The organism is Corallococcus sp. AS-1-12 (assembly GCF_020036995.1).
In the GTDB taxonomy this organism is placed as follows: Bacteria; Myxococcota; Myxococcia; order Myxococcales; family Myxococcaceae; genus Corallococcus.
Genome location: NZ_JAIQDD010000010.1, coordinates 1 through 14,997 on the forward strand (window position 1 = coordinate 1; position 14,997 = coordinate 14,997).

General features: G+C 65.8%; 12 protein-coding genes, 1 tRNA gene and 1 pseudogene. All 14 read left to right on the forward strand.

Annotated features, from left to right (window positions below; genetic code table 11):
• Positions 1-135, forward strand: a pseudogene (tuf, locus tag K8556_RS18020) (elongation factor Tu); the annotation flags it as partial.
• A gap of 94 nt (positions 136-229) precedes the next feature.
• The gene (gene rpmG, locus K8556_RS18025) at positions 230-394 is read left to right on the forward strand and encodes a 50S ribosomal protein L33 (protein WP_002617522.1); all 165 of its coding nucleotides are present in this window, start codon (positions 230-232) and stop codon (positions 392-394) included.
• A gap of 22 nt (positions 395-416) precedes the next feature.
• Positions 417-492 (forward strand) — tRNA-Trp (locus tag K8556_RS18030).
• A gap of 88 nt (positions 493-580) precedes the next feature.
• Positions 581-1,024 (forward strand): preprotein translocase subunit SecE, encoded by a 444-nt coding sequence (gene secE, locus K8556_RS18035; RefSeq protein WP_223741317.1) that lies wholly within the window; start codon positions 581-583, stop codon positions 1,022-1,024.
• Entirely contained in the window at positions 1,024-1,572 is a 549-nt protein-coding gene (gene nusG / locus K8556_RS18040) for a transcription termination/antitermination protein NusG (protein WP_014397772.1), read from the forward strand. The genes secE and nusG overlap by 1 nt, the downstream gene beginning before the upstream one ends.
• 108 nt (positions 1,573-1,680) lie before the next feature.
• Positions 1,681-2,127 carry a 50S ribosomal protein L11 gene (gene rplK, locus K8556_RS18045; RefSeq protein WP_120596209.1) on the forward strand — a complete coding sequence of 149 codons (447 nt, stop codon included), beginning with the start codon at positions 1,681-1,683 and terminating at the stop codon, positions 2,125-2,127.
• Positions 2,128-2,155: 28 nt separating this feature from the next.
• Positions 2,156-2,869, forward strand: a complete 714-nt coding sequence (gene rplA / locus K8556_RS18050) for a 50S ribosomal protein L1 (RefSeq protein WP_223741318.1) — start codon at positions 2,156-2,158, stop codon at positions 2,867-2,869.
• A 397-nt stretch (positions 2,870-3,266) separates the two neighbouring features.
• The gene (gene rplJ, locus K8556_RS18055; RefSeq protein WP_206793013.1) at positions 3,267-3,788 is read left to right on the forward strand and encodes a 50S ribosomal protein L10; all 522 of its coding nucleotides are present in this window, start codon (positions 3,267-3,269) and stop codon (positions 3,786-3,788) included.
• A gap of 89 nt (positions 3,789-3,877) precedes the next feature.
• The gene (rplL, locus tag K8556_RS18060) at positions 3,878-4,249 is read left to right on the forward strand and encodes a 50S ribosomal protein L7/L12 (protein ID WP_120587545.1); all 372 of its coding nucleotides are present in this window, start codon (positions 3,878-3,880) and stop codon (positions 4,247-4,249) included.
• 181 nt (positions 4,250-4,430) lie between these two features.
• Positions 4,431-8,657, forward strand: a complete 4,227-nt coding sequence (gene rpoB / locus K8556_RS18065; protein WP_223741319.1) for a DNA-directed RNA polymerase subunit beta — start codon at positions 4,431-4,433, stop codon at positions 8,655-8,657.
• A gap of 139 nt (positions 8,658-8,796) precedes the next feature.
• A complete protein-coding gene (rpoC, locus tag K8556_RS18070; RefSeq protein WP_223741320.1) occupies positions 8,797-13,008 on the forward strand; it encodes a DNA-directed RNA polymerase subunit beta' in 4,212 nt (1,403 codons plus the stop codon).
• 178 nt (positions 13,009-13,186) lie between these two features.
• Complete coding sequence (locus tag K8556_RS18075) at positions 13,187-13,648, forward strand: hypothetical protein (protein WP_223741321.1); 462 nt, start codon at positions 13,187-13,189, stop codon at positions 13,646-13,648.
• 104 nt (positions 13,649-13,752) lie between these two features.
• Complete coding sequence (locus K8556_RS18080; protein ID WP_223741322.1) at positions 13,753-14,103, forward strand: phasin family protein; 351 nt, start codon at positions 13,753-13,755, stop codon at positions 14,101-14,103.
• Positions 14,100-14,861, forward strand: coding sequence for a lytic transglycosylase domain-containing protein (locus K8556_RS18085; protein WP_223741323.1), 762 nt, complete (start codon positions 14,100-14,102; stop codon positions 14,859-14,861). The genes K8556_RS18080 and K8556_RS18085 overlap by 4 nt, the downstream gene beginning before the upstream one ends.
• The last annotated feature ends 136 nt before the right edge of the window (positions 14,862-14,997 follow it).

Here is a 14,997-nt window from a genome sequence, read left to right on the forward strand (position 1 = left end):
GTCATGCCGGGCGACAACATCGCCATCGAGGTGGAGCTCATCACCCCGGTCGCGATGGAGAAGGAGCTCCGGTTCGCCGTCCGCGAGGGTGGCCGTACGGTGGGCGCCGGCGTCGTTGCGGAGATCATCGCCTAGTCGGCTTCCCGCCGACCGGCTTTCACGGGCACTGAGTTGCGGAGGGGAGGGCTGCTTTTGTAGCCTTCCCTTCTCGCATCTGGTGAAATGAACCATGCCTAAGGGTAACCGTTCCATCATCTCGCTCGAGTGCACCACGTGCAAAGAGCGGAACTACACGACCACGAAGAACAAGCGGAAGAGCCAGGACAAGCTTGAGCTGAGCAAGTTCTGCCCTCGCTGCCGCAAGCACACGGACCACAAGGAAGGCAAGGTCTAGGTCGTCGGTTTCATGAAGGTTTAGGCCAGTAGCTCCAACGGTAGAGCAGCGGTCTCCAAATCCGCGTGTTGGGGGTTCGAATCCCTCCTGGCCTGCCAGCTTCAGTACAGGGACCCCCGGTACCGAGCGGTGCCGGGGGTCCCTGCCTTTTCGCAGTCCCGCTTCCGCAGTCCCTCGTGAGGCACCATGGCGACGGCATCTGAGGCCAGCCAGCAGGCTAACCGCTCGGGCATCGACCCCAAGCGGCTCGTGGTCATCTTCTATCTCGTCTCCGGCATCGTCCTGGCCCTCTTCCTGGAGCACGTCTTCGGGTTGCTCTGGAGCCGGTTCGGCTGGAGCGACGCGGAGCTCTTCGAGGGCCTCGGCTGGCGCGTGTCGACCCTGGTGGGCTACGCGGCCGGCCTGGCCGTGGTGCTGGCGGCCTACTTCCACCCTCGCACGCACGCCCTCTCCATTGACGTGGCGTCCGAGCTGATGAAGGTCACCTGGCCTACCTGGTCGGAGACCCGCGCATCGACCATGGCCGTGGTCGTCGCCTCGCTGGTGGCGGCCGTTCTTCTCTTTTGCATCGACACCGTCGCCTACAACTTGATGGTGGAGTGGCTGCCTGCGCTGTGGGGGAAGCTGTAATGGCGAAGAAATGGTTCACGGTCCAGACCTACTCGAACTACGAGAACCAGGCGAAGAAGAACCTGGAAGAGCAGGTGCGTCTCAAGGGCCTGCAGGACCAGGATCTGATTGGTGAGATCCTCATCCCCATGGAGCAGGTCGTGGAGATGGTGAACGGCGAGAAGAAGACCACCCGCCGCAAGCTGTTTCCGGGCTACATCTTCGTCCAGATGGAGCTCAGCGACACCACCGTCCACCTGGTGAAGAACACCTCCAAGGTGACGGGGTTCCCGGGCGTCGGCCAGAACGAGCAGCCCCGGCCCATGTCGGACCGCGAGGTCGAGCGCCTCACCGCACAGGTCACCGAGGGCGCCCACAAGGCCAAGCCCAAGGTCCAGTTCGAGACCAGCGACACGGTGCGCGTCATCGACGGCCCGTTCGCCAACTTCAATGGCACCGTGGAAGAGGTCAACCCGGAGAAGGGCCGCGTGCGCGTGCTCGTCAGCATCTTCGGCCGTGCGACCCCCGTGGAGCTCGACTTCATGCAGGTGGAGAAGACCACAGGCTAGTTTCACAAGTCTTCCGCGCCCGGGTGACGGGCGCGGATCAACGGGTGGGAGGGTCGCCCCGTCTGGCGGCCCGTCGGAACCACCCTCTCGAAAGGCAGCAGTCCGCCGATGAAGAAGGTCACAGGTCAGGTCAAGTTGCAGATCCCCGCCGGCAAGGCGAACCCCGCCCCGCCGATTGGTCCCGCGCTCGGTCAGCAGGGCGTGAACATCATGGAGTTCTGCAAGCAGTTCAACGCCAAGACGCAGGCGGAGGCCAAGGAGGGTCTGATCATCCCGGTGATCATCACCGTGTATCAGGACCGCTCCTTCACCTTCATCCTGAAGACCCCTCCCGCCGCCATCCTCATCAAGAAGGCCGCGGGTCTCCACACGGAGAAGAAGAAGGGTTCGGGCGCGAAGAAGCCGGGCAAGGAGAAGGTGGGGCAGATCACTCGCAAGCAGCTCGAGGAGATCGCCAACAAGAAGATCCAGGACACCACCGCCGCGTCCATCGAAGCCTGCATGAACACCATTGCTGGCACCGCGCGCTCCATGGGCATCGACGTCGTCGGCTAGCCCGCCCTCTCTCTCAAGGATTCCTGCAATGGCTAACTCCGGAAAGAAGTTCCGCGCGTCCAACGAGCTGGTGGACCGCAACAAGCGCTACCCCGTCGCCGAGGGTTTCGCGCTGCTGAAGAAGACGGTCGAGGCCCGCGCGACGAAGTACGACCAGACGGTCGACGTCGCCATCAACCTGGGCGTGGACCCGAAGCACGCGGACCAGATGGTCCGCGGCGCCGTGGTGCTCCCGCACGGCACCGGCGCCACCGTGCGCGTGGCCGTGTTCGCCAAGGGTGAGCGCGCCACCGAGGCCGCCAACGCCGGCGCGGACATCGTCGGCGCCGAGGACCTCCAGAAGCGCATCGAGGAGGGCTTCCTCGACTTCGACACCGTCATCGCGACGCCGGACATGATGGGCATCGTCGGCCGCCTCGGTAAGGTGCTCGGTCCCCGCGGCCTCATGCCGAACCCGAAGGTCGGCACCGTGACCATGGACGTCGCCAAGGCCATCCGCGACTCCAAGGGCGGTAAGGTGGACTTCCGCGCGGAGAAGGCGGGCATCGTCCACGCCAAGATGGGCAAGGCCTCCTTCGCCTCGGACAAGCTCGAGGCGAACTTCAACGCGCTGGTGGACCTGGTGATGAAGCTCAAGCCGGCCACCGCCAAGGGCGTGTACCTGAAGGGCATCGCCATCTCGACGACCATGGGGCCGGGCATCAAGCTCGACACCCAGGAAATCCTGGCGCGTCACCGCTAATCGCGGGTGTCAGGACGGGCAGGGAAGGGTGCGCTCCCTCACAGGGAGCGCCAGTCCTGTCGCCCGGAGAACGTCATCCAGATAGAAAGTGCTGGATCTTTGCGAAAGCCGGGGGTATAGGCCCCCGGCTTTTGCAATTGGAGCGCCATGTCGAGAGACGCGGCGTTCCGACCTGGTTCATGACAGCAGGGACCTGGATTGGGGAAGGCGCGTCCGTTGGGAACCGGGCAACCGGTCGGGCCGTCCATCCACTCCTGGTTCAAACGGCCGCAAGGCCAGCCCTGCCGAGACTGGAGGTGCGGTGTGGTGCCTCTCGGAGGCTCCTCTCTCGCTCTGCCACTTTGGCCCAGGCATCACGCCCGACCGTCAAGTCGGGCCATGAAGGAGGTGAGTCAAGGTGCTGAAGAGCGAGAAGGAAGAGATGATCAAGGAGCTTCACGAGAAGTTTTCGCGGACCAAGACCGCGGTGCTCGTGGAGTCCTCCAAGGTGAACGTCGAGACCGTCACCAAGCTGCGTCGCAAGTTCCGCGAGGGCAAGGTCGAGTACAAGGTCATCAAGAACACGCTGGCGCGCCGTGCCGCTCAGGGTACGACCGTCTCCGCGATTTCTGATGACTTCACCGGTCCCGTGGCGCTGTGCATCAGCTACGACGACGAGGTGGCTCCTGCGAAGATCCTGATGGATTTCATCAAGGACATGGAGACCATCAAGGTCCGTAGCGCCGTCGTCGCCGGTAACAAGGTCGACGCCAACGGCGTGAAGGCGCTGGCGAAGCTGCCGGGCCTCAATGAGCTGCGCGGGATGTTGCTCGGCATGCTCAACCAGCCTGCAGGCAAGCTGGTCCGGACCATCGCGGCCCCCGGGTCGCAGCTCGCGCGCGTCATCCAGGCGCACGCGGACAAGGCGCAGGGGCAGTAATCGTCCCGAGAAGTTTTTCTACCGCAACCTCTTCGGCCGAGCCGCCCAAATGGGTCGCCGGCCGTTAGTCAACCAGAAGGAACAGTTCCATGGCCGATTTGAACGCGATTGCTGAAGAACTCTCGAAGCTCACCGTCCTCGAGGCGGGCGAGCTCGTGAAGCTGCTGGAGAACAAGTGGGGCGTTTCCGCCGCCGCGGTGGCCGTTGCCGCCGCCGGCCCCGCCGCCGCCGCCGCTCCTGTCGAGGAGAAGACGGAGTTCAACGTGGTGCTGGCGAACGCCGGCGCCAACAAGATCAACGTCATCAAGGAGATCCGCGCCATCACCGGCCTGGGCCTGAAGGAGGCCAAGGACCTGGTCGAGGGCGCGCCCAAGACGGTCAAGGAAGGCGTCAACAAGGACGACGCCAAGAAGATCAAGGACCAGCTCACCGCGGCTGGCGCCACCGTCGAGATCAAGTAATTCTGTACAGGGGCTGCCCTGTTCTTCCGGGAAATCCCGGGTAGCCGCCTGATCGGATGAGCAGGCCGGCGCTCCCTTTGCTGGGGCGCCGGCTTTGCCCATTTGACATTTGCCAAATTTCCCGGCGCCGCCGCGCGTTACTGAAGTTTGCCCCGCCCGAGCAGCCGTCCCCGGAGACCGAATGCCGACGCAGATCCAGAACAATTTCCGCGTGCGGAAGACCTTCGCGAAAATCGCGAAGATCATCGACATTCCCAATCTCATCAACATCCAGAAGCAGTCCTACGAGAAGTTCCTCCAGGCCGACATCGCCCCGGAGAAGCGTGAGGACCTTGGCCTTCAGGGTGTCTTCAAGTCCGTCTTCCCGATCCGGGACTTCAACGAGACCTCCTCGCTGGAGTTTGTGAGCTATCACCTGGAGAAGCCGAAGTACGACGTCGATGAGTGCCACCAGCGTGGAATGACCTACTCGGCGCCTATCAAGGTCGTCGTGCGCTTGGTCGTCTGGGACAAGGACGAGGAGACCGGCGCCCAGTCCATCCGCGACGTGAAGGAGCAGGAGGTCTACTTCGGCGAAATCCCGCTGATGACCCAGAACGGCACGTTCATCATCAACGGCACCGAGCGCGTCGTGGTGAGCCAGTTGCACCGCAGCCCGGGTGCGTTCTTCGACCACGACAAGGGCAAGAGCCACTCGTCGGGCAAGCTGCTCTACAACGCCCGCATCATCCCGTACCGCGGCTCGTGGATCGACTTCGAGTTCGACCACAAGGACCTGCTGTACGTGCGCATCGACCGGCGCCGCAAGCTGCCGGCCACCGTGCTCATCCGCGCCCTGGGCGCCGTCGGCGACACGGCGAAGAAGAACCCGCTCGACTTCAAGGGTTCCACCGAGGAAATCCTCAACTACTACTACGCCACCGAGACCATCTACCTGCAGAGCGCCGCGGACTTCGAGAAGTCCGTCGAGCTGGAGCTCCTGCCGGGTCAGCGCGCCACGCGCGACATCAAGACCAAGTCCGGTGAGCTGATCGTCAAGAAGAACCGCAAGTTCACCCGCGCCGCCATCAAGAAGCTCGAAGCGGCGAAGATGACCAAGCTGCCCATCGACGCGGACGAGCTCTTCACCAAGGTGTCCGCCTACGACGTGGTGGACGAGAACACCGGTGAGGTCATCCTCGAGTGCAACGAGGAGGTCTCCCAGGAGAAGGTGGACGAGCTCCTCAAGCGCGACATCAAGGAGTTCAAGGTCCTCTTCATCGACAACCTCAACGTGGGTCCGTACCTGCGTGAGACGTTGATGCTGGACAAGATCGAGTCGCCCGAGCAGGCCATCATGGAGATCTACCGGCGCCTGCGCCCGGGCGATCCCCCGACGCCGGAGACGGCGACGAACCTGTTCAGCAACCTGTTCTTCAACCCGGAGCGCTACGACCTGTCCAAGGTCGGCCGCCTCAAGCTGAACTTCAAGTTCAGCCTCGAGGAGCCCCTCGACGGTCAGATCCTGACCAAGCGCGACATCCTGGAGGTCATCCGCTACCTGATCGACCTGAAGAACGGCAAGGGCACGATCGACGACATCGACCACCTGGGCAACCGCCGCGTCCGCGCGGTGGGCGAGCTGCTGGAGAACCAGTACCGCATCGGCCTCGTCCGCATGGAGCGCGCGATCAAGGAGCGCATGAGCCTCCAGGAGATCGAGACGCTCATGCCGCACGACCTGATCAACGCCAAGCCGGTGACGGCGGTGATCAAGGAGTTCTTCGGGTCCAGCCAGTTGTCGCAGTTCATGGACCAGACGAACCCGCTCTCGGAGGTCACGCACAAGCGCCGTCTGTCCGCGCTCGGGCCTGGTGGCCTCACGCGTGAGCGCGCGGGCTTCGAAGTCCGCGACGTGCACCCGACGCACTACGGCCGCATCTGCCCCATCGAGACGCCGGAAGGCCCGAACATCGGCCTCATCGCGTCGCTGTCGACCTACGCGCGCGTCAACGAGTTCGGCTTCGTGGAGACGCCGTACCGCAAGGTGGACGCGGGCAGCGTCACGGGGGACGTGGCCTTCTACTCGGCGCTCGAGGAGGAGAAGCACACCATCGCCCAGGCGAACGCGGAGACGGACAAGAAGGGCAAGTTCGTCAACGCGCTGGTGCAGAGCCGCCGCAGCGGCGAGTTCGTCCAGGTCAAGGCCGAGGACGTGGACCTGATGGACGTGTCCCCGAACCAGTTGGTGTCGGTGGCCGCCTCCCTCATCCCGTTCCTGGAGAACGACGACGCGAACCGCGCGCTCATGGGCTCCAACATGCAGCGCCAGGCCGTGCCGCTCCTGCGCACCGCGGCCCCGCTCGTGGGCACGGGCATCGAGGCCATCGTCGCGCGCGACTCGGGCGTGACGTGCGTGGCCCGCCGTGACGGCATCGTGGAGTCCGTGGACGCCAGCCGCATCGTGGTGAAGGCGGACGCCAACGCGGCCCTGAGCGACGTGTCGAGCGAGGTCGACATCTACAACCTGCTCAAGTACCAGCGCTCCAACCAGAACACGTGCCTCAACCAGAAGCCCATCATCCGCAAGGGTGACCGGGTGAAGAAGGGCGACGTGATCGCGGACGGTCCGGCCACCGAGACCGGTGAGCTGGCGCTGGGGCAGAACGTGGTCGTCGCGTTCATGCCGTGGCAGGGCTACAACTTCGAAGACTCCATCCTGCTCAGCGAGCGCATCCTCAAGGAGGACGTCTTCACGTCCATCCACATCGAGGAGTTCGAGTGCATCGCGCGCGACACCAAGCTGGGCAAGGAGGAGATCACCCGCGACATCCCGAACGTGGGTGAGGAAGCCCTCAAGGACCTGGACGAGAGCGGCATCATCCGCATCGGCGCCGAGGTGAAGCCCGGCGACGTGCTGGTGGGCAAGATCACCCCGAAGGGCGAGACCCAGCTCTCCCCTGAGGAAAAGCTGCTGCGCGCCATCTTCGGTGAGAAGGCCGGCGACGTGCGCGACAGCTCCCTGCGCGTGCCCCCGGGCGTGGTCGGCACCGTCATCAACGCCAAGGTGTTCAGCCGCAAGGGCGTGGAGAAGGACGAGCGCGCCAAGCAGATCGAGTCCATGGAGGAGGCGAAGCTCCTCAAGGACCAGAACGACGAGATCAAGGTCCTCCAGGACTCCGCGTACAGCCGCCTCCGCGGGCTGGTCCGCGGCAAGGAGGTCCAGGGCAAGCTCGTGGACGACAAGGGGAAGATCCTCCTGAAGAAGGGGGACATCCTCAACGACGAGCTGCTGGCCACGGTGCCGTACAAGTACTGGGGCGAGATCTCCGTCGGTGATCCGCTGGACGCGCGCCTGCGCGACATCCTGCGCAACCTGGAGGAGACGAAGGAGGCCGTGAAGCTGGCCTTCGGCGAGAAGATCGCCCGCATCAAGAAGGGCGACGAGCTCCCCCCGGGCGTCATCAAGATGGTGAAGGTGTACGTCGCCATCAAGCGCAAGCTGGCGGTGGGCGACAAGATGGCCGGCCGCCACGGCAACAAGGGCGTCGTGTCCCGCGTCCTCCCCGAGGAGGACATGCCGTACCTGGAGGATGGCCGTCCGGTGGACATCGTCCTCAACCCGCTCGGCGTTCCGTCCCGCATGAACATCGGGCAGATCCTCGAGGTCCACCTGGGCTGGGCCGCGAAGGGCGTGGGCGAGCAGCTCCAGCGCTACATCGAAGAGAACTTCAGCGGCGAGCAGCTCAAGAAGCAGTTGAAGACCGTCTACGACGACAAGGCCTTCGGCGACTTCGTGGACGGCCTGTCCGACCAGGAGGTCCAGGACCTCTGCCGCCGCCTGAAGAAGGGCATCCACGTGGCGACGCCGGTGTTCGACGGCGCTCGCGAGACGGAGCTGCACGCCCTCTTCGACGAGGGCCGGCTGCCGCGCTCCGGTCAGATGGTGCTCTTCGACGGCCGCACGGGTGAGCCGTTCGACCAGAACGTCACCGTGGGCGTGATGTACATGCTCAAGCTGCACCACCTGGTGGACGAGAAGATCCACGCCCGTTCCATCGGGCCCTACTCGCTCGTCACGCAGCAGCCCCTGGGCGGCAAGGCCCAGTTCGGCGGTCAGCGTCTGGGCGAGATGGAAGTCTGGGCGATGGAGGCCTACGGCGCGGCGTACACGCTGCAGGAGTTCCTCACGGTCAAGTCGGACGACGTGGTGGGCCGCACGCGCATGTACGAGGCGATCGTCAAGGGCGACAACGTCCTGGAGTCCGGCCTGCCCGAGTCGTTCAACGTGCTCCTCAAGGAGCTCCAGTCGCTGGCCCTGGACGTGGAGCTGCTGGAGAGCGCGCCCCCGGAGCGGCAGCGCAGCTTCGGCGGTGACTTCCTGGGCGGCGGCGACGGCGAGGACCGGAAGTCGGGGACCGAGGCTTAAGGCCTAGGCCTTTTCAAAGAAGCCGGTGCGCCCGCCTGACCGGCTGGCTGCTCCCTCGTGGAGGGAGCGGCTGGCCGGGCGCAGGGCGGGGGCCCGAAACGTTTGGCGCCTGAGGCGCTCATAAGTTTTCGGAGGCAACGTGAAGGACATTTTCAACTTCTTCGAGAAGCCGAAGGACCCGCTGTCGTTCAACGCCATCCGCATCGCGCTGGCGTCGCCCGACAAGATCCGCCAGTGGTCGCACGGCGAGGTGAAGAAGCCGGAGACGATCAACTACCGCACCTTCAAGCCGGAGCGGGACGGCCTGTTCTGCGCCCGCATCTTCGGGCCGGTGAAGGACTACGAGTGCAACTGCGGCAAGTACAAGCGCATGAAGCACCGTGGCGTCGTGTGCGAGAAGTGCGGCGTGGAGGTCATCCAGTCCAAGGTGCGCCGTGAGCGCCTGGGACACATCACGCTGGCCACGCCCGTGGCCCACATCTGGTTCCTCAAGTCGCTGCCCAGCCGCATCGGCAACCTGCTCGACATCACCCTCAAGGAGATGGAGAAGGTGCTGTACTGCGAGAGCTACATGGTCATCGACCCCAAGGCGACGCCGCTCCAGAGGGGCGAGCTGATCTCCGAGGAGAAGATGCACCGGCTCTTCCAGGAGCACGGTGAGGACTCGTTCAGCGCGGGCATGGGCGGCGAGGCCGTCCGCGAGATGCTCAAGTCCCTGGACGTGGAGAAGCTGTCCGAGGAACTGCGCAAGGACATGCGCGAGACCACCAGCGAGGCGAAGCGGAAGAAGTACGCCAAGCGCCTGAAGGTGGCCGAGGCGTTCCGCTCGTCCGGTAACAAGCCGGAGTGGATGATGCTGGACGTCATCCCGGTCATCCCGCCCGACCTGCGTCCGCTGGTGCCCCTGGACGGCGGCCGCTTCGCGACCTCCGACCTCAACGACCTGTACCGCCGCGTCATCAACCGCAACAACCGCCTCAAGCGGCTGCAGGAGCTGAACGCGCCGGACATCATCATCCGCAACGAGAAGCGGATGCTCCAGGAGGCCGTGGACGCGCTGTTCGACAACGGCCGCCGCGGCAAGACGATCACCGGCCCGAACAAGCGGCCGCTGAAGTCGCTGTCCGACATGCTCAAGGGCAAGCAGGGCCGGTTCCGCCAGAACCTGCTCGGCAAGCGCGTGGACTACTCGGGCCGCTCCGTCATCGTGGTGGGCCCCGAGCTGCGCCTGCACCAGTGCGGCCTGCCGAAGATCATGGCGCTCGAGCTCTTCAAGCCGTTCATCTACAACAAGCTCGAAGAGAAGGGCTACGTCACCACCATCAAGTCCGCGAAGAAGATGGTGGAGAAGGAGCGTCCGGAGGTCTGGGACATCCTCGAGGACGTGATCCGCGAGCACCCGGTGCTCCTCAACCGCGCCCCCACTCTGCACCGCCTGGGCATGCAGGCCTTCGAGCCCGTCCTCATCGAGGGCAAGGCCATCCAGCTCCACCCGCTGGTGTGCGCCGCGTTCAACGCGGACTTCGACGGCGACCAGATGGCCGTGCACGTGCCGCTGTCCATCGAAGCGCAGATGGAAGCGCGCGTGCTGATGATGTCGACGAACAACATCCTCAGCCCCGCGAACGGCAAGCCCATCATCGTCCCGACGCAGGACATGGTGCTCGGCATCTACTACATGACTCGCGCCCGCGAGTTCGCCAACGGCGAAGGCCGCGTGTTCTCGTCTCCGGACGAGGTGCGCGCCGCGTACGACCACGGCGAGGTGCACCTGCAGGCGAAGATCGTCTGCCGCATCGACGGGAAGCGGAAGGAGACCACGGTCGGCCGCGTGCTGCTGTGGGAGGTCGTTCCGCGCCGCGTGGGCTTCGACGCCATCAACAAGGTGCTCGACAAGAAGTCGCTCGGTAACCTCATCGACCTCTGCTACCGCCTCACGGGCGAGAAGGAGACGGTGCTGCTGGCGGACCGCGTCCGCAGCGCGGGCTACTTCCACGCGACCCGCGCCGGTATCTCCATCGCGCTCAAGGACATGATCATCCCTGCGAAGAAGCAGGAGTTCCTGGACTACGCGCGCAAGGAAGTGTCGGAGATCGAGAACCAGTACCTGGAAGGCCTCATCACCGACGGTGAGCGCTACAACAAGGTCATCGATATCTGGGCGGAGATCACCGAGAAGGTCGCCCAGGAGATGATGCAGCAGATCTCCCAGGACGAGGCCAGCGGGGACGTGGACGGCAAGCGCGTGACGCGCAAGCAGCCGTCGTTCAACCCCATCTACATCATGGCCGACTCCGGTGCCCGCGGCAGCGCCCAGCAGATCCGCCAGTTGGCGGGTATGCGCGGCCTCATGGCGAAGCCCTCCGGCGAAATCATCGAGACGCCCATCACGGCCAACTTCCGTGAAGGCCTCTCCGTGCTCCAGTACTTCATCTCCACGCACGGCGCCCGCAAGGGTCTGGCGGACACGGCGCTCAAGACGGCGAACTCCGGTTACCTCACCCGCCGTCTCGTGGACGTGGCGCAGGACGCCATCATCAACGAGTACGACTGCGGCACCATGGACGGTCTGTTCATCGGCGCCCTGGTCGAGGGCGGCGAGATCATCGAGCCGCTGGGTGAGCGCATCCTGGGCCGCGTGGCCCTGGACGACATCCTCGACCCGGTGACGGGCGAGGTGCTGGTGCGCGCCAACGAGGAGATCGACGAGGACCGCGTCCGCCGCATCGAGAACAGCGGTCTGGACAAGGTGAAGATCCGCTCGGTGCTCACCTGCCAGGCCAAGCGCGGCATCTGCGTGGAGTGCTACGGCCGTGACCTGGCGCGTGGTCGCAAGGTGTCCGTGGGCGAGGCCGTGGGCGTCATCGCGGCGCAGTCCATCGGTGAGCCGGGTACGCAGCTCACGATGCGCACCTTCCACATCGGTGGCGCGGCGACCCGTCGCGCGGAGCAGTCCAGCCTGGAGAACCGCTACGCGGGTTCCGTGAAGTTCGCGGGCCTGAACACGGTGCAGAAGGCGGACGGCACGCTGGTGGCCATGAACCGCAACGGCGAGATCGTCATCGTCGACGAGTCGGGCCGCGAGCGCGAGCGCTACCAGATCATCTACGGCGCCCGCATCCTGGTGAAGGAGAACCAGAAGCTGGAGCCGGGCGTGCTCCTGGCCGAGTGGGACCCGTTCGCGATCCCCCTGCTCACGGAAGTGGGCGGTGTCGTGCGCTACGAGGACATCATCGAAGGCGTGACGATGTCCGAGACGCTCGACGAGGTGACGGGCCTGTCGCGCAAGACGGTCATCGAGTCGAAGGACCCGGAGGCGCGTCCGCGCGTCACCATCCGCGACGCGGCCGGCAACGTGAAGGACCTGCCGTCCTCCAAGAACCAGGCGAGCTACTTCCTGCCCCAGGGCGCGATCATCACGGTCAACGACCAGGATGAGATCTCCGCGGGCGAGGTCATCGCCAAGGTGCCGCGCGAGACGACGAAGACCAAGGACATCACGGGCGGTCTGCCCCGCGTGGCCGAGCTCTTCGAGGCGCGCAAGCCCAAGGACGCGGCGGCGATCGCGGAGATCGACGGCGTGGTGTCCTTCGGCAAGGACACCAAGGGCAAGCGCAAGCTCATCATCACCCCCGAGGTGAGCGGCGAGCAGCGCGCGGACCTGGCCAAGGAGTACCTGATCTCCAAGGGCAAGAGCATCAACGTCCACTCCGGCGACCGCGTGAAGGCCGGCGAGGCGATGATGGACGGCGCGGCCAACCCGCACGACATCCTCAAGGTGCTGGGCGAGAAGGAACTCGCGCGCTACCTGGTGGACGAAGTGCAGGAGGTCTACCGACTGCAGGGCGTGAAGATCAACGACAAGCACATCGAGACGATCGTCCGGCAGATGCTGCGCCGGGTGCGCGTCACCGACGTGGGCGACACCAACTTCCTGGTCGACGAGCAGGTCGAGAAGTGGGTGTTCGAAGAGGAGAACGAGAAGGTCATGTCCGAAGGGAAGCGCCCGGCCGTGGGCGAGCCCCTGCTGCTCGGCATCACCAAGGCGTCGCTCTCCACCGAGTCGTTCATCTCCTCGGCGTCGTTCCAGGAGACCACGAAGGTGCTCACCGAGGCCGCCATCAACGGCAAGGTGGACTACCTGCGCGGCCTCAAGGAGAACGTCATCATGGGCCGGCTCATCCCCGCCGGCACGGGCCTGCCGAACTACAAGCACCTCGACATCGAGGTGGAGAGCCCCACGGACGAGGTCAACGAGATGGAGGCCGCCCTGGCCGCCACCCACGGCGACACCGGCCCCCTGGCCCCTCCGCCGTCGCGGCCGGACACCCGGTCCACCGACGTCGCCTAGTGCTTGCGTAGGGAGCGTCCCTGACGCTTCGTGAGTCCGCCGCCGTCCTGGTGTCATGCCGGGGCGGCGGCTTTCTCGTTTTGCACACTTCGTTTCCTGTTCGCTTGACAGCATGTCGCGGTGCGTTATCTTGACGCATCACGTTATGAGACCCGGAACACCCGGGGGGGAGCGCGACATGGCGACGACGACTGAGAAGGCTGACGCGAAGACGGGCGTGACGCAGAACGTGGAGGCCTACCTGAAGGGGCGGTTCTCCGAGGCGCAGAAGCGGTTCCAGGGCCTGGAAGGGGAGGCGAACAAGGCCTTCCGTGCGCTGGAGACGCGGGGCCAGGTGGCGGCGAAGGAGGTCCAGGCCCTCTGGACGAAGGTGCAGGCCGGTGAGCTGCGCGCCGACCCCCGGGTGCAGGAGCTTGGCAAGAAGGTGGACGCCGCGGGCGTGGAGCTGCGCAAGCGGCTGGATGGGCTCCAGACGAAGGTCGTGGAGGCGGTGGGAGTTGCCAGCCAGTCCCAGGTGGAGCAGATCACCCGGGAGCTGGGCCGCCTTTCGAAGAAGCTGGATGTGCTCCTGAAGCCCACCCGTCGTGCCCACCGGACGACCAAGAATTCGGGCAGCGGGGCGTCTTCTCCGCGGGCCTGAGCAGCGTTTTCATCACCCATGGGGTGTGCTTAGGTCGCAAACCCCTTTGAATGCCCAGGGTTCCTTCCACCGGAAGGGCCCGGGGTAACTCCCGGAGCGACTTCATGGACAACAACACCGAGGCCCCCCGAGAGAAGACCTCCGTGGCGGAGGCATTCGAGCGGATCTGGAGCCAGGCGCTCCTGGCGGTGAACACGGCGGAGGAGGAGGCTTCCCGCGCCGTGCAGCGCGTGGCGTCCGTCGCGGGCTGGAGCCAGGACGAGGTGAAGCGCCAGGCCCGTGAGTTCGCGGAGCGGCTGACGGGGCACCGCAAGGACCTGGAGCACAACGTGGAGGAGCGGGTCCGCACGGCCCTGACCCTCCTGAAGCTGCCGCGCCGCGAGGAGCTGCAGGCATTCGGAGCCCGCCTGGAGCGTCTGAGCGAACGCATCCAGGCCCTGGAGCACCGCAAGTGAGTGGACCCGCCGCCTCGGGCGGCAGGTCGTTGGGAACGCGGTTCTTCGCGGGGCTGCATGCCCTGAGCAGCGGGTGCAGCCGGCTCCCGCTGCTCGCGGGCGTGGCGCTCGTGGTGTCCGCGCGGGTGGTGCCCCTCCTGGAGGAGTCCGCCCCCCAGCCCGTGGTCCCCGAGGTGGTGGCGCAGGAGGCCGTCTCCGAGGAGGCGGCCCTCATCGACGCCGTGCTGGCCAAGCGCGCCCCGGACCTGGGGCTCACGCTGCGCCGGCGGCTGGGGCAGGCCATCGACGAGGAGTCGCGCCGCACGGGGTATGACCCGCTGCTGGTGCTGGCCCTCATCGACGTGGAGTCCGACTTCGAGGAGGAGTCCGTCTCCGAGAAGGGCGCCCGGGGCCTGATGCAGATCAAGCCCAGCACGCTGCACTTCCTGGCGGAGAAGGAGGGCCTGCGGCTGTCGCGCGAGGAGGTGGTGGCGGATCCCGCCGTCTGCGTGCGCCTGGGCATCCGCTACCTGCGCAACCTGCAGGGCCGCTTCGGCGGCGACCTGGACCTGGCACTGATGGCCTACAACGCTGGCCCCACGCGCATCCGGGACGCCATGAAGGCCGGGGAGCTGGAGAAGTTCCGCCGCTACCCCCGGGCCGTGCGGCGCGACTTCCGCCGCTTCCGCGAGGGCCATGGCTTGGGCGGGGACTGGGCGCTCGCGCAGCGCGAGCTGCCTCCGCCGGCGCCCGACGAGACGCCGACCGCCGCGCCCTGACGGCCTTCGCGGCTGGACTGGAAGACGGGCCCCCGGGTGAATGTTCGGGGCGGCGGAGCGCTCCAAGGTGGGCCGTCCCCGCCTTGTCCCGCTCCCCCGGGTGCGCTAAGTCGTTCGCAAGCTCCCGGGACTGTTG